Annotated in this window: 15 protein-coding genes; 9 read left to right on the top strand and 6 right to left on the bottom strand. The window is 52.8% G+C overall.

What is annotated here, in order from left to right; translation table 11 throughout:
* Nucleotides 1–67: 67 nt before the first annotated feature.
* From rluB to rnm, 5 genes are all read right to left on the bottom strand, one after another.
* Nucleotides 68–991 carry a 23S rRNA pseudouridine(2605) synthase RluB gene (gene rluB, locus BN1125_RS05060; RefSeq protein WP_042011044.1) on the bottom strand — a complete coding sequence of 308 codons (924 nt, stop codon included), beginning with the start codon at nucleotides 989–991 and terminating at the stop codon, nucleotides 68–70.
* A 134-nt stretch (nucleotides 992–1,125) separates the two neighbouring features.
* Nucleotides 1,126–1,698 carry an SMC-Scp complex subunit ScpB gene (gene scpB / locus BN1125_RS05055; protein ID WP_042011043.1) on the bottom strand — a complete coding sequence of 191 codons (573 nt, stop codon included), beginning with the start codon at nucleotides 1,696–1,698 and terminating at the stop codon, nucleotides 1,126–1,128.
* 186 nt (nucleotides 1,699–1,884) lie between these two features.
* Entirely contained in the window at nucleotides 1,885–2,751 is an 867-nt protein-coding gene (locus BN1125_RS05050) for a segregation and condensation protein A (protein ID WP_042011042.1), read from the bottom strand.
* Nucleotides 2,744–3,364 (bottom strand): L-threonylcarbamoyladenylate synthase, encoded by a 621-nt coding sequence (locus tag BN1125_RS05045; RefSeq protein WP_042011041.1) that lies wholly within the window; start codon nucleotides 3,362–3,364, stop codon nucleotides 2,744–2,746. Before BN1125_RS05045 ends, BN1125_RS05050 begins: the two co-directional genes overlap by 8 nt.
* 244 nt (nucleotides 3,365–3,608) lie before the next feature.
* A complete protein-coding gene (gene rnm / locus BN1125_RS05040; RefSeq protein WP_042011040.1) occupies nucleotides 3,609–4,490 on the bottom strand; it encodes an RNase RNM in 882 nt (293 codons plus the stop codon).
* Between the two features lie 435 nt (nucleotides 4,491–4,925).
* Between rnm and BN1125_RS05035 the strand changes: the two genes are divergently transcribed.
* The 9 genes from BN1125_RS05035 to BN1125_RS04995 all read left to right on the top strand — a co-directional run bounded on the left by BN1125_RS05035 (nucleotide 4,926) and on the right by BN1125_RS04995 (nucleotide 18,546).
* Complete coding sequence (locus tag BN1125_RS05035; protein WP_042011039.1) at nucleotides 4,926–6,536, top strand: anthranilate synthase component 1; 1,611 nt, start codon at nucleotides 4,926–4,928, stop codon at nucleotides 6,534–6,536.
* 9 nt (nucleotides 6,537–6,545) lie between these two features.
* Nucleotides 6,546–7,145 (top strand): aminodeoxychorismate/anthranilate synthase component II, encoded by a 600-nt coding sequence (locus BN1125_RS05030; protein WP_042011038.1) that lies wholly within the window; start codon nucleotides 6,546–6,548, stop codon nucleotides 7,143–7,145.
* A gap of 15 nt (nucleotides 7,146–7,160) precedes the next feature.
* Nucleotides 7,161–8,189, top strand: coding sequence for an anthranilate phosphoribosyltransferase (trpD, locus tag BN1125_RS05025; RefSeq protein WP_042011037.1), 1,029 nt, complete (start codon nucleotides 7,161–7,163; stop codon nucleotides 8,187–8,189).
* Complete coding sequence (gene trpCF, locus BN1125_RS05020; RefSeq protein WP_042011036.1) at nucleotides 8,189–9,721, top strand: bifunctional indole-3-glycerol-phosphate synthase TrpC/phosphoribosylanthranilate isomerase TrpF; 1,533 nt, start codon at nucleotides 8,189–8,191, stop codon at nucleotides 9,719–9,721. Before trpD ends, trpCF begins: the two co-directional genes overlap by 1 nt.
* An 80-nt stretch (nucleotides 9,722–9,801) precedes the next feature.
* Nucleotides 9,802–11,010, top strand: a complete 1,209-nt coding sequence (gene trpB / locus BN1125_RS05015; RefSeq protein WP_042011035.1) for a tryptophan synthase subunit beta — start codon at nucleotides 9,802–9,804, stop codon at nucleotides 11,008–11,010.
* Nucleotides 11,007–11,813: a tryptophan synthase subunit alpha gene (gene trpA / locus BN1125_RS05010; protein ID WP_042011034.1), complete on the top strand. Its 807-nt coding sequence runs from the start codon at nucleotides 11,007–11,009 to the stop codon at nucleotides 11,811–11,813. The genes trpB and trpA overlap by 4 nt, the downstream gene beginning before the upstream one ends.
* A gap of 717 nt (nucleotides 11,814–12,530) precedes the next feature.
* Nucleotides 12,531–14,723, top strand: a complete 2,193-nt coding sequence (locus tag BN1125_RS05005; protein WP_042011033.1) for an McrB family protein — start codon at nucleotides 12,531–12,533, stop codon at nucleotides 14,721–14,723.
* Nucleotides 14,723–17,305: a nuclease domain-containing protein gene (locus BN1125_RS05000; protein ID WP_052446073.1), complete on the top strand. Its 2,583-nt coding sequence runs from the start codon at nucleotides 14,723–14,725 to the stop codon at nucleotides 17,303–17,305. Before BN1125_RS05005 ends, BN1125_RS05000 begins: the two co-directional genes overlap by 1 nt.
* Before the next feature lie 623 nt (nucleotides 17,306–17,928).
* Nucleotides 17,929–18,546 carry a hypothetical protein gene (locus BN1125_RS04995; RefSeq protein WP_042011032.1) on the top strand — a complete coding sequence of 206 codons (618 nt, stop codon included), beginning with the start codon at nucleotides 17,929–17,931 and terminating at the stop codon, nucleotides 18,544–18,546.
* A gap of 1,007 nt (nucleotides 18,547–19,553) precedes the next feature.
* Here BN1125_RS04995 and BN1125_RS04990 read toward each other — a convergent pair.
* Nucleotides 19,554–21,891: cellulose-binding domain-containing protein (locus BN1125_RS04990; RefSeq protein ID WP_042011146.1), on the bottom strand; the 2,338-nt coding region annotated here is incomplete at its 5' end.

The following is a 21,891-nucleotide window of genomic DNA, read 5'->3' as shown; positions in this document are numbered from 1 at the left end:
GTGCGGGCCTTTCTATTGGCCGACTGTGTGCTCTTTGACAGCACGCAGTTCGCAACGGGTTGTCGGCTTACTTGCTGCCGGTACCGGAGTTTCGGGTAGAGGCTTGCGGCTTGCGACGGGCGGTGGTGGCGCGAGCACGGGGTTCTTTGCCCTGCATCTCTTTGTGACGCTGCACGGCTCGACGGATCTGGGCGGCCTGCTTGTGACGGCTGGTTTTGCCATCCTGCTGCAGATCGACCTTGGATTCGGTCTCATTGGGCAGGTTGACCAGGCTGCGCAGGTAGTTCACTTCCGGCAGTTTCAGCTCCTGCCAGCCGCCGCGCGGGATGCCGCGGTCCAGCTTGACGTCGCCGTAGCGGATCCGCATCAGGCGGCTTACCTGCACCTCCTGGGATTCCCACAGGCGGCGCACTTCACGGTTGCGACCTTCGGTCAGGGTGACGTTGAACCACTGGTTCAGACCCTCACCGCCAGCCGGTTTGATCTTGTTGAACTTGGCGGTGCCATCTTCCAGCTGCACGCCCTTGCGCAGACGCTGCAACATGGCTTCGGTGATCTCGCCAAACACACGTACCGCGTATTCCCGCTCCACTTCGTGGCTCGGGTGCATCAGGCGGTTGGCCAGCTCACCGTCGGTAGTGAACAGCAGCAGACCGGAGGTGTTGACGTCGAGGCGGCCGACCGCGATCCAGCGGGCACCTTCCATCTTGGGCAGACGATCAAACACGGTGGGACGACCTTCCGGATCGTGACGGGTACACATCTCCCCTTCCGGCTTGTGATAAGCCAGTACGCGGCAGATGACCTCTTCCGCGGCACGGGTCTTGATCTGGTGACCATCCACCCGGATCACGGCGTTCACTTCGACGCGATCCCCCAGTGTGGCGACCTTGCCATCCACACTGACCCGACCTGCGGTGATCAGGGCCTCCATCTCACGACGGGAGCCGTGACCCGCGCGGGCCAACACTTTTTGCAGTTTTTCACTCATCGGGGTTACCTGATTGTTGATCGCTGCCCACTCGTAAAAGGGGCAACGGGGTTAACTGTCACAAACGCCGGTTGGAGCGTTCGCCACGGTTGAAAAATGTCCATGCCGGTGAAATTGACACGATTGGGCGCCATTTACCGGGCATCGCTGCCCTCGTCTACTCCGGAGAGCGACAAGGGTTGCAGCTCGGGATCCAGCTCGGGGAGCTGCTCCAGACTCTGCAGATTAAAATAATCCAGAAACTCTCTGGTGGTGGCGAGCAGCTCGGGGCGGCCTGCCACTTCTTTGTGACCGATGCTGCGCACCCAGCCACGCTCTTTCAGGGTATTCACTATCTGGCTCGACACCGCCACCCCGCGGATCGCTTCGATCTCGGCCCGGGTGATGGGTTGGCGATAGGCGATCAGGGTCAGCGTCTCCATCACGGCGCGCGAATAACGCGGCGCCCGTTCACTCCAGAGCCTTGAGAGCTCCTCGGCATACTCCTGACGCGCCTGAAAGCGCCAGCCGGAGGCGACCTCTTTGAGCTCGACGCCTCGCGTGCTGTAATCTTGCCTGATCTCGGCCAACAGCAGCTGAACGTAGCGACTGGTCACCGGATAATCGGCCAGCACGCTGCTTTTCAGCTCGCTGACATTGAGCGGACGACCGGCCACGAACAGGGCCGCTTCGATCAAGGTCTTGAGTCGTTCAGTGGGCAGCGCCACGGTTGCCCTCCTCGCTCTGCTCGGCCAATGCGAAATGCAATGTGACCCAGGGGTTCTGGCTGAAACGAAACAGACAGGATGCATGCTCAATGGGTCTGTTCACGTTTCTCATCCTCTTCTGCAGCCAATGCGAAATGCAATGTGACCCAGGGGTTCTGGATGAAACGAAACAGACAGGATGCATGCTCAATGGGTCTGTTCACGTTTCTCATCCTCTTCTGCAGCCAATGCGAAATGAATTGGTCCCAGCGGTTCTGCCTGCAGGATCCAGATCAGTTGCTCCTTGCACAGCTCCAGCAGAGCCAGAAACGTCACCAATACCCCCATGCGCCCCTCTTCCGCGCGCAGCACCTGCTCAAGGCGCAGGGTCTGCCCCAGCGAGAGCATGGCGATGATCTCCGCCATGCGCACCCGGGTCGGGATCTGTTCGCGGCGTATCTGGTGATGTTCGAAATGAGTCGCGCGTTTTACCACACTTTGCATGTAAAGGGCGAGCTCAACCAACGAAACATCGGGCGCCAGTGGCTTGAGGGCGCCAAAATCGGGGGGCAAGGCGGTGGCGATAAAAATCTCCCGCTCCACCCGTGGCAGCGCGTTGAGGCGCTCGCCTCCCACCTTGTAGCGCTCGTACTCCTGCAGGCGGCGGATCAGGGTCACCCGCGGGTCTTCCCCCTCCTCTTCGTCCTCCAGCTCCGGCGCCTTGGGCAGCAGCAGGCGGGATTTGATCTCCGCCAGCCAGGCCGCCATCAGCAGATATTCGGCCGCCAACTCAAGATTGAGCCCCTGCATCAACTCCACGTACTCCATGTACTGGGCGGTGACCTGCAGGATCGGCAGGTTGAGGATATCGAGCTGCTGGCGCCGGATAAGGTAGAGCAGCAGATCCAGCGGCCCCTCGAAGGTATCGAGAAACACCTCCAGCGCATCGGGCGGGATGAACAAGTCCTGGGGCAGCTCGTGATAGGGCTGCCCCAGAACCCGCGCGATGGGCAACGTGGAGCCAGCCCCCGTCTCGGCAGAGGGGACTGTCACCGGTTCAGCAACATCACTCAAACGGGGTCGGATCCCCGGCGCCGCGACGACGCAATACCGGCTCGTCGTCAGAGAAATCCACTACCGTGGTGGGCTGTTCGCCCAGATAGCCACCGTTGACCACCAGATCGATCTGCTTGCCCAGCTTGTCGAAGATCTCTTCCGGGTCGAACTCCGCCATCTCGGAATCCGGCAGGATCAGGGTGGTGGAGAGCAGCGGCTCGCCGAGGGCTTCCAGCAGCGCCTGGGCGATCTTGTTGTCCGGCACCCGGATGCCGATGCTCTTCTTCTTCTCGTTCATCAGACGGCGTGGCACCTCTTTGGTCGCCTTGAAGATGAAGGTGTAGGCGCCCGGGGTATTGTTCTTGATCTGGCGAAACGCGCTGTTATCGACCTTGGCATAAGTGGAGATCTCGGAGAGATCGCGGCACACCAGAGTGAAGTCGTGGCTGGCGTCGAGGCGACGGATGCGGCAAATGCGCTCCAGCGCGCCCTTGTCACCCATCTGGCAACCCAGCGCATAGCCGGAGTCGGTCGGATAGACGATGACGCCGCCATTCTGGATGATCTGTACCGCCTGACCGATCAGACGGGCCTGGGGGTTTTCCGGATGTACGTAAAAATGCTGACTCATGGCTTGTTCTCGCAATGGGGGCAGCGATACCTGCCCGCTCGTATGGTCACGGGTCAAAGACCCATAACACTACCTTAACCTGTTTATGGCCACTTCACCTGCTTGCGGCCACCTCGTTGGCGTCGTTACCGACTCGCCAGCAGCTCGGCATGTTGCTCGCTGGTAAGCCCAAAGTGACCGGGATAGGCCAGCCACACTATGGCCATCCCCTCTTGCCCTGTGTGTTCCCTCTTCGTTGACGCCGTTACCGACTCGCCAGCAGCTCGGCCTGTTGTTCGGTGGTAAGCCCAAAGTGACCGGGATAGGCCAGCCAGATGGGCATCCCCTCTTTGGGCAGCCAGAGGTGGCGGCCCAACTCGGTCCAGTTGGAGGGGAAGTGAAAATCCGATCCCACCGAGATATAGAGGTCGTGATCCTTGGCCCACTGACCCAGATTGGCCCGCTCCTGCGGGCTCTGCTGGGGCAGTGACACCTCCATGGCATCGCCACCGGCCGCCTTGAAAGCCACCAGCAGCCGCTTGATCCACTTGGCGGTGAGATCGTAACGGCTGGGATGGGCCAGTACCGCCAGCCCGCCCGCCGCGTGAATGGCACGGATCGCCTCGCTCATCTCGGGCCACTCGGCCGGGGCATAGCCTTTATTGCCGCGACTCAGGTACTTTTTGAATACCTTCTGCATGTTGTCGGCCACCCCGCGCGCCACCAGCACCCTAGCAAAGTGGGCGCGGGTCACGGCGGCGTCACCGGCAAGCTGTTTGGCCTCTTCATAGGTGCCGGGGATGAGACACTTGTCCAGGCGGCGCCCTATTTCCAGCGCGCGCGCTTCGCGGCGAGCCTGTTGGCCAACCAAAAAATCGGTGAGCGCCACATTTTTTTCATCCACCCCCAGTGCCACGATATGGATCTCGTGATGCTCCCAGCCGGTGGAGATCTCGACCCCGCTCACCAGTCGCAGCGGCAGTTGCTCTGTCTCGATGGTGCGGCGCACCTCATCAAGCCCGGCAAGGGTATCGTGGTCAGTAACCGCTAACACTTCGACCTGTTTTTCGGCGGCGCGGCGCACCAGATCGGCGGGGCTCAGCACCCCGTCAGAGGCTGTGGTATGGCAGTGTAGATCGAATCTCATCAGGTTATTCCGCTCTCGTGGTCAGGTCACTATTCATGGCAAATCGGTGAAAGAAGGCTAAAAAGCGACTTGACTTGGCCGCGGCTTTATCGTTTTCTGTAGGCACTTCATTGCATACATTTTTTACAGGACTTTATCATGCAAACGACTTCCATCCTGACCATCTGGTGGTGGCACACTCCCTGACATGCGGGCGTGTGGTCGTTGCTGTACCTGTAATCTGACAGCAAATTAAGAACCCAAAGAAAAAGCCCGCTGACCCCAGCGGGCTTTTTTATTATCCGGCAAATGGACCTGTGATGAAACCGGGAATTCAGACAAGCAACCTGACCTGGCGATGGCGCCCCTGAACCAGCCACCCAGGCCCTATTAAATTTCTAAGGAATTCAACGTCATGAGCATCGGTAAAACGCATCACACGCAAGGGAACCCACTATGACAGCCACGCCTCGCCTTCCTCTGGGTGAATTCGATACCCTCAAACTCAACGCCCCCTATGTGGCCGATCCGCTGGCGCTCTATACCCGCCTCTGTCAGGGTCGCCCCAACAACCTGCTGCTGGAATCGGTGGAGATAGACTCCAAGGCGGGCAAACAGAGCCTGCTGCTGGTGGATGCCTGCCTGCGCATCGAGTGCCGTGGTCGCACCGTGCGGGTGCGCAGCCTGAACGACAACGGCGCCCAGTTGCAGAGCCTGCTGAGTGAGCGCCTGCCCGCCGCCGTTATCCAGAGCATGGTAGCCGACGAGCTGCAACTCGACTTCCCGGCTTCTGATCGGGAGCAGGATGAAGACAGCCGCCTCAAGGGAAGCAGCGTGCTGGACGTGCTGCGCACCCTGCAGCGGGAGCTCGATTGCCAGCTCGGCAAAGAGGCGCTCTTTATGGCGGGCAGCTTCGCCTACGACCTGATCGCCTCCTTTGAAGATCTGCCCGAGGTGCCTGAGGGGAGCAACGACTGCCCCGACTACTGCTTCTATGTGGCCGAGACCCTGATCACCATCGACCACATCGAGCGCACCACTCAACTGCTGGCCTGTGTCTTTGGCGGCGACAGCGACGAGAGCCGGGTGGAAGAGAGATACCACCGCCTGAGCGAGCGCCTCGACCAGTTCAAGCAAGCCTGCCAGCAGGCCCCCGCGCAGGAGCCCGCAACCCCTGCCCTCGCCGGCGGCATCAGCGTGGACAAGAGCGACAAGCAGTTCTGCGCCGAGGTGGAGAAGCTCAAGGGTTTTATCCGCCGCGGTGACATCTTCCAGGTGGTGCCGTCACGCTGCTTCTCCCTGCCCTGCCCCAGCCCGCTTGCTGCCTATCGCCGCCTCAAACAGACCAACCCCAGCCCCTACATGTTCTACGTGCAGGATGTGGGCTTCACCCTGTTTGGCGCCTCACCGGAGAGCGCGGTGAAATTCTGCGCCACCAGCCGCGATGTGGAGATGTACCCCATCGCAGGTACCCGCCGCCGCGGCTTCAACCCGGATGGCAGCATCAACCGGGATCTCGATGGCCGCATCGAGCTGGAGCTGCGTCAGGACGAGAAAGAGGTGGCCGAACACCTGATGCTGGTGGATCTGGGCCGCAACGACATCGCCCGTATCTCGGAGCCGGGAACCCGCTACGTCAAGGAGCTGCTGAAGGTGGATCGCTACAGCCACGTGATGCATCTGGTCTCCAAGGTGGTCGGCACCTTGCGCTCAGACCTTGACGCCCTGCACGCCTATCAGGCCTGCATGAACATGGGCACCCTCACAGGCGCCCCCAAGATCCGCGCCAGCGAGCTGATCCGCATGGTAGAGGGCAAGCGCCGCGGCAGCTACGGCGGCGCCGTCGGCTACATCAACGGCGCCGGCGAGATGGATACCTGCATCGTCATCCGCTCCGCCTTTGTCAAAGATGGCGTGGCCCACGTACAGGCCGGTGCCGGGGTGGTCTATGACTCCAAACCCCAGGCCGAGGCGGACGAAACCCGCGCCAAGGCGGCGGCCGTGCTGGCCGCCATCGCAGCCAGCCATGGCACCACACTGCAGGCCCTTAGCGGCCAGGACGCCTGAGGAGCCCCCATGACTAATATCTTCCTGCTCGACAACTTCGACTCCTTTACCTACAACCTGGTAGATCAATTCCGCTCCCTCGGCTATCCGGTGCGGATCTACCGCAACAGCCTGCCGGCGAGCCGCATCATGAGCGAGATCGCAGCCACAGAAGGGGATGCCGTGCTGGTGCTCTCCCCAGGCCCGGGCGCTCCCCACGAGGCGGGCTGCCTGATTGATCTCATCAAACTGGCCCGTGGTCAGGTGCCCATCCTCGGTATCTGCCTCGGCCATCAGGCTCTGTGCGAAGCCTACGGCGGCACCGTCGGCGCGGCGGGCGAGATCGTCCACGGCAAGCGCTCGCTGATTGAGCACAACGGCCACGGCGCCTTCGCCGGTCTGCCTAGCCCGCTGCCGGTAGCCCGCTACCACTCGCTGGTCGCCACCTATGTGCCACAAGAGCTGACGGTGATTGCCCACTATCAGGGCATGCCCATGGCCATCGAGCAGCAGGATGAGCGGGTGCTGGGTTTCCAGTTCCACCCGGAATCCATCATGACTTCGGAAGGGGCCCGTCTGCTGACCCAGGCCCTCGCCCATATCACCCGCCCAGCCAGCAGTGTGCGTTAAGGTAAGGAGACCAACATGCATCAACATCTCAACACCCTCTATCAGGGTCACTCTCTTACTCGCGACGCCGCCCGTGACGCCTTTAGCCAGGTGGTACGTGGTGAAGCGGATCCCATCGTGCTCGCAAGTCTCTTGACCGCCCTCAAGATCAAGGGGGAGACCCCGGAGGAGATCGCTGGTGCCGCCGAGGCCCTGCTGGCGGAAGCACGCGCCTTCCCGCGTCCGGACTACGAATTTTGCGACATCGTCGGCACCGGTGGCGATGGCCTCAACACCATCAACGTCTCCACCACCTCGGCGCTGGTCGCCGCCGCCTGCGGCCTGAACGTGGCCAAGCACGGCAACCGCTCGGTCTCGAGCAAGTCGGGTTCGAGCGATCTGCTGGACAAAATGGGCATCAAGCTCGATATGAGCCCGGCGCAGGCGCGCCGCTGTCTCGATGAGCTCGGCATCTGCTTCCTGTTCGCGCCCCAGTACCACGCTGGGGTGCGCCACGCCATGCCGGTGCGCCAAGCCCTCAAGACCCGCACCCTGTTCAACGTGCTGGGGCCGCTTATCAACCCCGCTCGCCCCACCTATCAACTGATGGGGGTCTATGCCCCCGAGCTGGTGCGCCCCATCGCAGAAACCCTGCTGGCACTGGGGCTGAAAACCGGTATGGTGGTGCACGGTGCCGGGCTGGACGAAATTGCCATTCACGGCCCGACCCAGGTGGCCCAGATCCGTGACGGCGAGATCCGCGAATTTATGATCACCCCGGCTGACTTTGGCCTCGAGACCTATCCGGTCAGCGCCATTCAGGGTGGGGCGCCTGAAGAGAACCGCGCCATCACCGCCGCCATTCTGGAGGGGCGTGGCACCCCGGCCCACAACGCCGCCATCGCCGCCAACGTGGCGCCGCTGCTGCTGATGGCGGGCAAGGCGACCGATCTCAAGAACGCGGCGGCCGAGGTGCTGGCGGTGCTGGCGAGCGGCAAGACGGCTGAGCTCGCCGCTAGGCTGGCTACGTTGAGCCATCAGGAAGCGGGCCATCAGGAGGCATGATGCCAGCCACCACGTTGCACAGCAGTCATTCAGAACGCCCACAGGGCACTCATGCAGAACTCCCGAGCGGCAGTTCGCAGCTTCGCAAGGATAACGAGATGTCAGACCTTATTGCCCCCCATGCTTTTCTGAACATGGCCTCCATCAACCAGACCATTCTCGGCAAGATCGTGGCGGCCAAACAGGAGTGGGTTGCCGCCCGCAAGCTGGCCCAGCCGCTGGAGAGCTTCCAGAGCGCGCTGACCCCCAGCGATCGGGATTTCGTTGGCGCCCTAAAGGCAGGCTCAACCCGCTTTATTCTGGAGTGCAAGAAGGCCTCCCCCTCCAAGGGCTTGATCCGCAATGATTTCAGCCCGGAGGCCATCGCCGACATCTATGGCAAATACGCCACCGCCATCTCGGTACTGACCGACGAGCAGTTCTTTCAGGGGGATTTCGCCTTTTTGCCCCGGGTGCGCGGCCGCGTCAGCCAGCCGGTGCTCTGCAAGGATTTCATGATTGACCCCTATCAGGTCTATCTGGCCCGCCACTATCAGGCGGATGCCATCCTGCTGATGCTCTCGGTGCTCACCGACGAGGGCTATCGCGCCCTGTTCGCGGTGGCCAAGGCGCTCGGCCTCGGCGTACTCACCGAGGTAAGCAATGAAGAGGAGCTGACCCGCGCCATCGCGCTGGGGGCGCCGGTGATTGGCATCAACAACCGGGATCTGCGGGATTTGAGCGTCGATCTCAACCGCACCAAACAACTGGCGGCCGACATCCCTGCAGATCGGGTGGTGATCAGCGAATCCGGCATCAACCACCGCGCTCAGGTGGCGGATCTGCGCCACCACGCCAAGGGCTTTCTGGTGGGCTCATCCCTGATGGCCGAGCAAGATCTGGAAGCGGCAGTGCGCAAGCTGGTACTGGGTCAGAACAAGGTGTGCGGCTTGACCCGCGCCGACGACGCTGCCGCCGCCCATCAGGCGGGCGCGGTGTTTGGCGGCCTGATCTTTGTTTCCAAAAGCCCGCGCTATGTGGACATCCCTGCCGCCCGTGCCGTGATGGCGGGTGCACCGCTCGCCTATGTGGGGGTATTTCGCAACGCCCAGCCTGCCACCATCGCCAAGACGGTGGATGCGCTTGGCCTCGCCGCGGTGCAACTGCACGGGGACGAAGACGCCGCCTATATCGACACCCTGCGCCCCCTGCTGCCGGCGGGCTGCCAGATCTGGAAAGCGGTCGGCGTCTCTGTTGGCAAAGAGAGCGGCGAGCCGCTGCCCGCCCTCGACTATCCGGCGGATCGCCTGCTGCTCGATACCAAAGTAGGCAGCCAGAGCGGCGGCACAGGTCAGGCGTTCGACTGGGCCCTGCTGGCCCATCTCGACAAAAGCAAACTGATGCTGGCAGGGGGGCTCAATCCCGACAACGCCCTGCAGGCGGCGCAGGTTGGTTGCCTCGGCCTTGACTTCAACTCCGGGGTAGAGAGTGCCCCGGGCCAGAAGGATGCGCATAAGCTGGCGGCCGCGTTTGCCGCCCTGCGCAACCTGTAAGCGCGCCCTGTGAGGCCGCCACTGAATCACTGTTTCGTAATTTATGCTCCGTTTTCGACTCCAGGTATAAGGAAAAAATCATGACCCTGCTCAACCCGTTTTTTGGTGAATTTGGCGGTATGTATGTACCGCAAATTCTGGTCCCTGCTCTGCTCCAGCTGGAAAAAGCCTTCGTCGATGCCAAGGAGGATCCGGCCTTTGTCGCCGAATTTGAGGAGCTGCTGACCGAGTATGCCGGTCGCCCGACCCCGCTCACCCTGACCCGCAATTTGACCAAGGGCACCAAGACCCGCCTCTATCTGAAACGTGAAGATCTGCTGCACGGCGGCGCCCACAAGACCAACCAGGTGCTGGGTCAGGCGCTGCTGGCCAAGCGGATGGGCAAAACCGAGATCATCGCCGAGACCGGCGCCGGTCAGCATGGCGTCGCCACTGCACTGGCCTGCGCCCTGCTCGGCCTCAAGTGCCGGGTCTATATGGGTGCCAAGGATTGCGAGCGCCAGAAGCCCAACGTCTTTCGCATGAAGCTGATGGGGGCCACCGTGATCCCGGTGCACTCCGGCTCCAGCACCCTGAAAGATGCCTGTAACGAGGCGCTGCGCGACTGGGCCGCCAACTACGAGTCGGCCCACTACCTGCTCGGCACCGCCGCCGGCCCGCACCCCTTCCCCACCATCGTGCGGGAGTTCCAGAAGATGATCGGCGAAGAGGCCAAGGCCCAGTGCTTCGAGAAAGAAGAACGGCTGCCTGATGCGGTGATCGCCTGTGTCGGCGGCGGCTCCAATGCCATCGGCATGTTTGCAGACTTTATCGATGAGCCGTCGGTGCGTCTGATCGGCGTCGAGCCGGGTGGTCATGGCATCGAGAGTGGCGAGCACGGCGCGCCGCTCGGTCACGGCAGCAAGGGGGTCTTCTTTGGCATGCACTCCTACCTGATGCAAGACAATCAGGGCCAAATTCAGGAGTCCTACTCCGTCTCGGCGGGGCTCGATTTCCCCTCCGTCGGCCCGCAACACGCCCACCTGGCCGCCATCGGCCGCGCCGAGTATGTCTCTATCACCGACAAGGAGGCGCTGGACGCCTTCCAGGAGCTGGCCAAATCCGAGGGGATTATCCCGGCGCTGGAGTCCTCCCACGCGCTGGCCCACGCCCTCAAGATGGCCCGCAATGAACCGGAAAAAGAGCAGGTGCTCATCGTCAACCTCTCCGGCCGTGGCGACAAAGATATCTTCACCGTTGCCGATATCTTGGAAACAGAAAGCTTTGAGAAAGAAGGAACCTGCAAATGAACCGTTACGCACAACTCTTCTCCCGTCTGGATGAAGCCAATCAGGGCGCCTTTGTGCCGTTCGTGATGCTGGGTGACCCCACTCCTGAACTCTCGCTGGCCATCGTCGATGCACTGGTCGCAGGGGGCGCCGATGCCCTCGAGCTCGGCATTCCCTTCTCCGATCCGGTGGCAGACGGCCCCACCATTCAGGGCGCAGCCCTGCGGGCGTTTGCCAGCCACACCACCCCGGACAACTGCTTCGAGCTGCTTGGCCGCATCCGCGCCAAGTACCCGCAGCTGCCCATTGGCCTGCTGGTCTACGCCAACCTGGTCTATGTGCGCCAGATCGACGGCTTCTATGAGAAGTGCCAGCAGGCGGGGGTGGATTCGGTGCTGGTGGCCGACGTGCCGGTGCAGATGTGCGCCCCCTACAAGGCGGCCGCCGACAAGTTCGGCATCGACAGCATCTTTATCGCCCCGCCCAATGGCGATGCCGAGACGCTCAAGGCAGTAGCCGAGCTGGGCAATGGTTACACCTATCTGGTGAGCCGCGCTGGCGTCACCGGGGCCGAGACCAAGGCCGGCATGCCGGTGGAGGGGCTGATCAATACCCTGCGCGAGTTCAACGCCCCCCCCACCCTGCTTGGCTTTGGCATCAGCGAACCGGCTCAGGTGCGTGAAGCCATCAAGGCTGGCGCCGCCGGTGCCATCTCCGGCTCCGCCGTGGTGAAGATCATCGAGACCCACCAAAACAACCCGGAGCATATGCTCACTCGTCTGAAAGAGTTTGTGGAAGGGATGAAGGCTGCAACCAACCGCTAAGGTCGGGTATAGGGTCAGTTGTTTGTGGCCCTGATATGCCAGTTCATATAGCCACGTAAAAGGGAGCCTGACCGGCTCCCTTTCTTGTTATATCGCTTGCACCCACTTGCAGCTCCCGGCTGTTTGCCCCCTCTCCCTCCGGGAGAGGGCCGGGGTGAGGGCGGCTTTGCATTCCCTGCCAAATGAGTTGATCACCCAAAGCAAAACCGATGACTAATTTGTTGATCCAGAACAAATTTCGGCCAAAACACACTTTTCAACGCGCCAACGCCCCCTTTAACATAGCCAAATGACCATCCCTCTTTGGGGAGAACACCATGGTAGCGATAGTGGCTAGCTCGCAGGTTAACAGCAGCAGACTGGGAGCTGTCACTCAGGGGCGGTAGCCTTGTCTGAAGAAAATCGGCGAGTGACAAGCGGGTATCCATTACCGATCGTTTAGCAGGATGATGGCGCTTATCTGCCGCTGGTTAAATAACAACCGCCACAGTTTAGCTCGAACCAGATAGAGGGGTGTGTTGCGGTCAGTAAAGTGGGTGGTAAGGATTTTTTGCCAAAGTCAAAATGAAATATTTGAACCCCATCATCGTTACTCGCCGACTATTTCTGGCTTCAGCTCGATTGAACTCACCCGCATTGTGGCGGTCATTAGCTTGATAGTGGTTTGCTCCGAAAGGTGGGCGTACTAATTATCTGATTTAGGTACATATAAATAAAATGGAAGAGAAGAAGCTTACTTATGATAAAAGTTATGCAAAGGGACTTGATGACAAAGATTTGTATCTACGCTTATTTGATGCTTGGGATATTAAAAATGAAAAAATTCAAGTTTGGGGACGGCTAGAGATCAACACACAGGGTAATTGGTCTGGTATCAAACAAGCAAAATTGCTCCAAACTAATGAACCTATTGAGTATCCCCTTCCAAACAGTAGGGAACTTCAATCAGGTGTATTTTTACCTCCCAAAGATGCACAAACTATCCTTAATGGTAAAAACTCAGCATTTATCAGATGCGAACTAAAATTAGCATCTACTCAACAACGCAAACTTAAAGATAATCCATTTTTACTTTCTATCAATCCTTCCAGTGTCGAGTTACTTATTGAATTACCTAAGTTTAGCACTGACGAGGTCATGCAATCTGATCTATCAACCCTCATATCAGACCATATTTATCGACATTTTCTAACAATGTTAGAAAGTGAGACGCGAGACGCAGAAAAAAATGCTCGCTATAAAATTGAACAGATAGAAACTGAATATAAAGAGCTACAGAAGAGTTTAACTGTCCAGACTGAAGATATAGACAGTAAACTAACCACATTGAAAACCAAAAGAGAAGCGTTGCAGAGCAAACTTTCAGAGCTTGAAGCTGAGCAAAAAATAGTTAAATACAATATAGAGCTAGAACAGTCAGCACTTAACGCAATCATGGAAAAACAACATAAAATCGAAGATGAAATGAGCAAAAAAATAGAGAAACTAAAAAAATACATTGAGAAAAAAGCGGGCTTTCTAAAAGAGTTCGAGTTTATCGATGAGGATGTTTATGCTGAATTGTCGGGGCAGAAGCAAGCTGATGATAATGCTGTTGGTGGTTTGAGCTTTGTCGATGACTTTGAATCTGACTATTCGCAACTTACATCTTACTTACAGGCATACTTAAGAGATCAAGGGCAATATTACTCTCGCCATATTATCGATAACTACTTAACCCTCATTCGAACAAATGACTTGGTCATCCTTGCCGGTGACTCAGGTTCAGGTAAGACGAGCCTAGTGACGTCTTTTGCTCAAGCCGTAGGCGGGGTAGCTAAAATTATACCTGTTAAACCGAACTGGACTAGTTCTGAAGATCTTTTAGGTTATTACAACCCTCTAGAGAAAAAATATCTTGCCACTCCTTTCTTAGAGGCATTACTAGAGGCAAACCAAAATCCTGAAATACCTTATTTCATCTGCCTAGATGAGATGAACCTTGCTCGCGTAGAGTACTACTTTGCCGATTTTCTATCTAAGTTAGAAGAGCGTAAGCAGCAGCCTGAAATTCAGTTGTATTCAGATGATGAAGCGGCACATGTGTTGTCAGAGCTGCGTGGTGTAGTTTCAATCATCAGTGGCGCCAAAGATAAATACAACAAGAATGGTATCGTTGATTTTGTTTCACTGATGCAGGATGAAGACATAAACACTGAGATGAAACGTGCATTTGGCTTTAGTGACAAGGATTCGCTGATTAAGTATCACGGTGATGTAAGAAGAATGCTAGCGGGTGTTATTGGCATCCCATCTACAATTACTATTCCAAACAATGTAAGAATTATCGGGGCGATTAACATTGACGAAACGACACATTACCTGTCACCAAAGATTCTAGACCGCGCCCATATCATGAAGTTTAAAAGTCCTTTGCTGACCGATTGGAATGCGATTGAACAAGAAATCAAAAGTTATGGTTTAGGTGATGTTACAAAGCCAGTTCGTTTAACAGTTGATGAGTTGGGGATACGTGAACCTTATCCTGTTTTTTCGCCTGCAGATGAGTTCTGCCGATTGTTTACTACGTTAAATAAGGAGCATTTTCATCCGCTAGGTGTAGAATTTGGCATGCGTACCATCAGGCAAGGCCTAAACTACCGAGCACTGTTTAGAGACATTAATCAGGATGATTTGCTTATCCTAAACAACTTTTTGCTACACAAAGTATTACCTAAGTTCACCTTTGATGGCTCAAAGCCCATCGGCAATACAGACAAGCTTACTCATATCGAGCGTGTGTTCTTAACACAAATAGAGGAACAGTTATTGGGGTTGGCGGTGTTAGATGAGTTTTCTGCACTTGAAGCTATCAAGGAGATAGCAAGCTCTGCCAAAGCTAACGATGATGTTGTGAATTACTGGGCATAATGATGATCGCTGCTGGTTTTGAAGTAAGGTACATTGAGACTCGCTGGCATGATAAATCGACACTGCTTGAGCTAATAGAGTCCCAATATACGTTGCCACTTGAAGAAGAGTCGGCTGGTGGATATGTAGCATGTACTACGATCTATCCAAAAGTAGATGAACTCCGTTTCTCTCAGTTGGCGATTACGTATACTGATCGTAGAAGAACAAGCCCTCCAGTCATTCTTGCTGCTGACGGCACGACTATTCCGTTGAAAAAAGTGGTTCATCCTGAAACGGGCAAGCAGTGGTGGATCGAGCCTGGAGAGTGGAACGCCATGATCAAAGCTTGGGTGACAAATACTCATCGCACCGCTGGGTTTATTTCTTTTCTGATAGGAAAGCAACGCCTAGATTTACACATTACACTAACGGATTCTTCGAAAGAACAACTCGAGAAGTATCTGATCGACTTCAAGTCCGATATGTGGGAGTTAGTTTTAGACGAGAGCAGCTATATTCAGGGCGAGGCTAAGCAGGGTATGATGGGTAGTGTGGGTGAATCTACACTTAGTTTAGTCGATTCGATATTAAGTTATGGTCGAAATGTTCTAAAGAAACCGAAGTCTGAATTGCGTGGGATCCAAGTTCTCAAACCTCGTATGGCTGTAAAACCAGTACCTCGCACCTTTATGGAAATTGCTACTAAAGGTAGCCCCAAACATCTAACAAGCCGAGGCACAACGTCCAATTTTAATGTAGCTGAGAATAGTTATCTACTTTATGCATTACTTGCTACGCATCGGATTGTGTCACAGCTTTGTAGGGTGGCAGAGAGTAAAACCGAACGATTGGCAAATAACCTCAGAAAACTCGATGAGCGTCTAGCCAGTTTGAAAGATTATAAGACGGTTAATCGTGATTTAGTTGTTAGAGACTACAAGAAAGCCAAGTTGGAGCAAAATCTTTATTATATCAATTTAGAGCTGGGGCAAGAGCTACTTGAGATTAATTCTGGTGCGCCATCCCACGGTGACCTCTCTTTAGCGTATATTTGGTATCTGCGAATTGAAAATCAAAGTAAATATGGTTCATATTTTTGTTCGTGCAAATCAGAAGAGACTCAAGAATGGCAGCCTCTTCCTGGCTTTAAATTTTCGTCCATTGAACTTGATGGTAGATATGAGACTCTTTTTCAGGCTTACACCGACTACAAGCTGACTGCTTACATGAGAAACCGCCTTGTTGCTGGTGGTAAAGGTACCGTACTTTCTATCGAATACATTTCCTCAATAGAGATTATTGGTGAACCGCAATGGCTTAAGCGTAAACGTGAAAAGTTTCTTAATATGGAGAAAATGGCTGTAGCATTGGGTAAGAGTGATTGGAAAATGCTACTGACCAACCAAGATTTAGAAGAGCAGAATAAGGAGCGAGCTTCCATAGCAAATCGTAAGAAGTTCTTCAATGAGCAACAACAGAATGTATTTTATGTTCGTAAACATCTTGAACCTAAAGAAAAGCAGATCAAGGAGCTCACCAAACAGCTAATTGCATTAGGGATAAAACCCAAAAGTACATTTCCCAACTCAATGACATTTGTTCAGAATCCAAATTATCAAGGTGTTCATACAGGCTTTAAGAAACTCAAAGAGCAGGTCGGCTTAACAAACGAAGACATACTTATGTCGTTGGAAACAATAGATAGAATTGGGTTGGTCAATATCCCCTTGTTATACGAGCGATGGTGTTTGTTACAGTTAATCAAGGCTCTGCAATATCAATTCAGATTCACACCTGAAGCAGGATGGAAGCGCAAGCTTCTTAAAATATTAGAAAATAAATCAAGCAATACCTCAATCCAGTTTACTAACTTGCATGCAAAGCGAAATGTTAATTTATTTTATGAGCCACTCTTAGAGAATGGCAAACTTCCTGACTTTGTTTTGGATATGACCTTTGAAGCAAAAGACGGCAGTCAAACTAAAAAAAAGGTGGTGCTTGATGCAAAGTTTTATTCAGATGGATTTATGCGCCAGCAGGGGGGGCTAACCGAGGTTGTTAAAAGTCTTGCGTTACGAAAGGACTATTCAGAGGGTAGTAAGAATGCAGTATTTATTTTGCACCCAACAACTCAAGCCGTGACAGAGGCTAAAGGGCCAGTATCACCTCAAGAATGGGGGAAGGTGTCTTATCTTGGAGAATTGAAGCTTTTTGAATGGGATCCGCGTGAACAACCCCATCAATTTGGTGCGATTTGTTTGAACCCTCTAATTTCTCACCAGCATGGCGATGAGATGCAGAGAATGATGGGTATGTTTTTGCAGTACGAAGTTGATAATAGAGGCGCTGACGACGATGTGAGAAATTACAATTTCTGCATAGGGTGTGGCTCTACGGCATTACGTAAGGTTGAGCACACTCAAAGCAACAAGAGTAAGCTGTGGTATCAATGTACCGAGTGCGATCTTTTCATAGTCTACAATCATTGCTACAACTGTAATCACAGGCTAATAAAAAACGGCGAACATTGGACTTATCACTCCACGATGCCAATGCAACCAATCAATATTAAGTGCCCTAGTTGTGAGGCCCCACTCTAGGAGCTGTTGGTCTTTGATTTAATAGCTAATTACTTTAAAAATGGTCGCAGGAAAAACGGGGCAGGTCTATCATTTTGATATTTACAGGAAATTAAGACCCCCACCTTCCGAGCAAATCGCTGCATCGCCAGCCTAAAAGATTACTTACATTTTACGCAAAAAAATAAAGGACACATAAAAAATGAAACAATGGTTACATAACAAATCCTCAATAACATTTTTTGTCACACTAGCTATCTATTGTCTTATTTGGGCAACCGTATCTTATGTTGGTGTTTACGTCACTTATATAGCAGGCCCAGTTCTTGTACTTTCAGGTATAACAATGTGGCTAACTGCACCAAAGTCATGAAATTGAAAATTTGAGTCATTTACGTTAATGAGTAGCGCAAGATTTGATTATTGCTGCACAACCCAAGCTTTACACAAAACAAGCTGAAAAACAACCACTTATAAAATTAAGATACTTCCCTGTAACTAAGTATCACAGCGAACACCTATGCTATAACGATATGTAATTTTTTAAACACACATGGTGGTATTTGATAGTGTTAAAATCCCTAAGCAATCTAAAGAAGATACTTTCTGCTGGTATAAAAGAGGCGAACCATGGTTTAAATATCATGAATACTAAACTAGAAGAATTTAATTTACATCAAGAACGAGTCAGACCTATAAGGGAGCTAAAACATACACTCACGATAGCTAAAATACATTTTGATTTTTTTGTAAAAATAGCTCATAGCAAAACATTTTACCATGATATGAATGGCAAGATTGTCGTTGATATAATCACTGAGCTTTTTACGTTAGCACAAATATTACTGGATAAAGGGTTGGCAGGTGATAACAAGACTGAGCAATTTTTGATCGCAGCCATTAACAACCTTCCATTAGATAATAAAGTTTCATGTCAACTGATAGCCATGAAAGTTGAAATAAAAAAACTAAATAATGAATTAATCCTTAATGGATATAAAGAAAGTGACTCACACTTTACATGCATTTCGAATATAGTTGATTATTTCGAAAAAGAATGGATGGGAATGTCGACTTTGAATAAAAAGTCTGATATTGAAGACGTTCATAAAACGAGCAATGAAAAATTAGTAAAAATAATAAACAACTTAGACTCTATAATTGATTTTATTGACCCCTCATTAAAAACAAACATTAATAGAGTTAAGACTCTTAATTCTGAATTACTCGTAGCCCAGCGCAAAGGATTACATGATTATTGAGGGGGTTGAATAAAAAACAGGCTCACGTCTTTAATTTGAAAAATCTGGGACACCCACCTTTTTGTTTTTGGAGGCTTGCTTCGAACCGTCATTCCGCACCTAATTTTGGTTTTTTCAGTGCTTGACGGCGATCGGCCGTTCTGATCTATTACTCTCTTTTGTCAGGAAAACGGGTCAGGTCTTTCATTTTGATATTTACAGAAAATTAAGCCCCCACCTCCCGAGCAAATCGCTGCAGGAAAACGGGGGCAGGTCTTTCATTTTGATATTTATAGGAAATTAATCCCCCACCTTCCGAGCAAATCGCTGCATCGCCAGCCTATAAACTGATAGGACCACAAAACTGAGGAAATAACGGGGAGAATAATCTGGGACACTCCTCTTTTTTGTTTTTTGAGGCTTGCTTCGAAAGGTGGGGGTACGGTTTTTTGGCTGGAAAAAGGTGGGTGTCCCAATCATTTCCCCAATCATTTCAATGGATCCGACATTCCGCACCTGATTGGGGATTTTTTTTCGGCGATGATGCCTACACGTTCACAGCAAGTTGCAACATTGAGGTGTTGGCAGTTGAGGTTGGAATAAAAACTAAAATGCTCAGATTCATTCTTTCGCCCCCCGTGAAATGATGTGAACTGCTACCCAACAGAACATTGTTACGTGGCAACATGAGTGAAGTCACTGGTTTTCTCAATTCAATCCTGGCTGTGTGAACTTCATCACCATTTAAAATGCAAAAATTAGGTGCGGAATGACGGATGGATAGTAAGCGAACAGGGATTGCAGGCTGGCGCTCACTCTGGGGAGGCTGGCAAACACGGCAAAGTAAACTGGACGGTTTTATTGCCGCCAAAGCGATGATGGCTTCGGGGATCAAGATCTGATCAAGAGACAGCTATATTCCTAAATCAGGTAAGGAATGTCGGGTGACGGCTCATCATCAGTAATCACGAAAAAAATCGCCAGCCATGATCACATGGCTGGCGATTTTTTATTTATCACTATCAGTGTTATTGCGGGTTCAAACCTAACAGTCTTAATACTTTATAGAAATTATCACGACGTTCTTTAACGTTATGAACCTCTCCCGTATCGCAGGTCAGGTTTGGACATCCTCTATTAACGATGCCAGAAACATCATCAATAAACTGAGTGCCTTTCATCCCATTATTGACATACTTCTTGAGTTCGTTGAAGTAGTTCCAACCTGGGTACTGCCCACCTTCATCAGGGTAAGCCTGCACAGATGTTACCCAATAGAAGAGGCCTGCAATCCATTTAATTTCTTTGTTCTCTTCTGAGCTACAAATCAGTCCCGGGTTAGAGCAAAAATCCAAGCCTGCGTACAGAGGATTAGCAGGCGGTGCTTCGACCCTTACTCCATCAATGGTTTTACCAATGGTTTGCGGATCGACGTGAGATCTGCCCAGATAATGGTTGAGGGTTCCGAAATTCTGTCTTCCAGTCGTTTGAATGACACCGCGTCCCCACCAGCCGCAACCTTGTACGCTCTCTTGACTGCTGCCGTCCCAAATAAATTTACCCGCCTTTTGGCCTACGTAAACTTTACATTCGTCACGTTCCCAAACTTGTTTGGAGGTGTCGATTGTCTCTGGAACTTGGTTACAGTGGCCTTCATTCGTCCAGCGACCAGCGGATCCATTCTTCAGCAATCCACGTTCTTCCAGTACCGCGTCTGGCGCAGCAAAGACCGGGGCGGGGGCGCCGTACCACTTGGCATGGGTCAGCGCACTCACTTCCATCTTATTATCACGTGGACAAGAGTATGCGTGATCCAAGCCAGATATGGGATTGACACCATAGTCAGCATAGCGTTGACCCAGTTGACCACAACTTGCAGACATCGGATAGTCAGCTGGAGCACCCCATCTTACTTCAGACCAGTTGTTTTCATCACAGGCATTGTAACGAATAGTTTCTTGCATGCTCTGCGCCAAGAATGCAGCAATGGCGACTTTTGCATATTTAATGTTAGTCTCATCATCTGCATTTTCATCAATTAGCCAGAACTTATTGCCAGCAACACCCACGTTGTGCATGGCATTCAAACCATCAAGGAAATCTGCCCATTTATAAACGGTGGATGGCACCCATTGTGATTGGGGCGTTTCATACAAAAATGCCTCATTATCCATCACATTTTCAGCCGCTAACAATTGGCGGTTCAGCTCATCGATAACGGTGAGTGGGCCATCGTGATTTTCATCGCCAACATAATAAAGCGGTACCTTGGCATTTTGATACTCTTCAATTTTGCTGGTTAACTCGGCGCTATCGGTCTTAAACAAGACAGCAAACACGTTGTTATAAGCGGCCTTACGAAGCTGACGTTCACTCGCCGTGCTTCCCATAAAGTACATAGTAGCTTGTTCTGTCGGAATATCCGCTAGCATGGCGGGAGCCTGAACATAGTCACTCACTTGCTTGATATGTTCCAAAGCGTTGTGCCATTGCTCGCTATTCAATGCTTGGGTTTTGTCTGACTTGGTATAAACCAGAAAATCCGCTTTGTAATTGGATTTCGCATCATATAAACCAAACCCGCTTAACGTATCAGCCATTGAGCTAGATGCTTTATCCCAAACAGATTGACGACCAGAATGTTTGTTAAAGGCAAAGTCACCGATACTTAGAGACCAACCAAACGTAGCTTGCGAGGCCACTGTCGAGATCACCAAGTTATACGCATTAGCCCATCCTTTGGCGTCATCTGACAAGGCGTTTATTTTATCCAGATCGACTCGAATTCCCGTTTCTACTACTGCTTTAGTGAGCGCCTCTTTAACGGCAATCGTGCCTAGACTTTGTCCTTTGTCTTTGATCGCTTTATCAAGTACATCGCCTTTAATGATGATGGATGTAGCCGATACTTTTTCACTGGCTTGCAGCAAAGTAATAAAGCTAGCGGTCAACTTCTCAATATCGTGCAACTCCCCACTGCTTACAGTGTCAACGACTGTCGTGCTAGGAGCCGAGGTGCCAGGACTGGCAACAACCAAAGTATTGGGCCATCCAGCCACTTCCAATCTCACCGGATCCAACGGATTCGGCAGTGACAAAAGCGGCGCTGCGCCAGGTGGGGTACCATCACAATTGGTATGGTGATCCCATGAACCATCGCTGCCGGGCAAGGATTGGGTCCAATACACGGCCTCATAAGCAATATTGTTGTGCACCATAATGTCACCCTTCGTCGCATGATCACCACGCGTCCAATCAGGGTAAACATTAAAATCATCACACAACTCACCAACGGGAGGATCAGTGGGATCAACAGGAATACCAGGTACTAATGGGATATCAGGAACTTGAGGATCTGAAGGTCTA

The organism is Aeromonas fluvialis (assembly GCF_000819885.1).
Lineage (GTDB): Bacteria > Pseudomonadota > Gammaproteobacteria > Enterobacterales > Aeromonadaceae > Aeromonas > Aeromonas fluvialis.
Note: the sequence above shows the minus strand (reverse complement) of the source record. Positions and strands in the feature narration are given on the sequence as shown.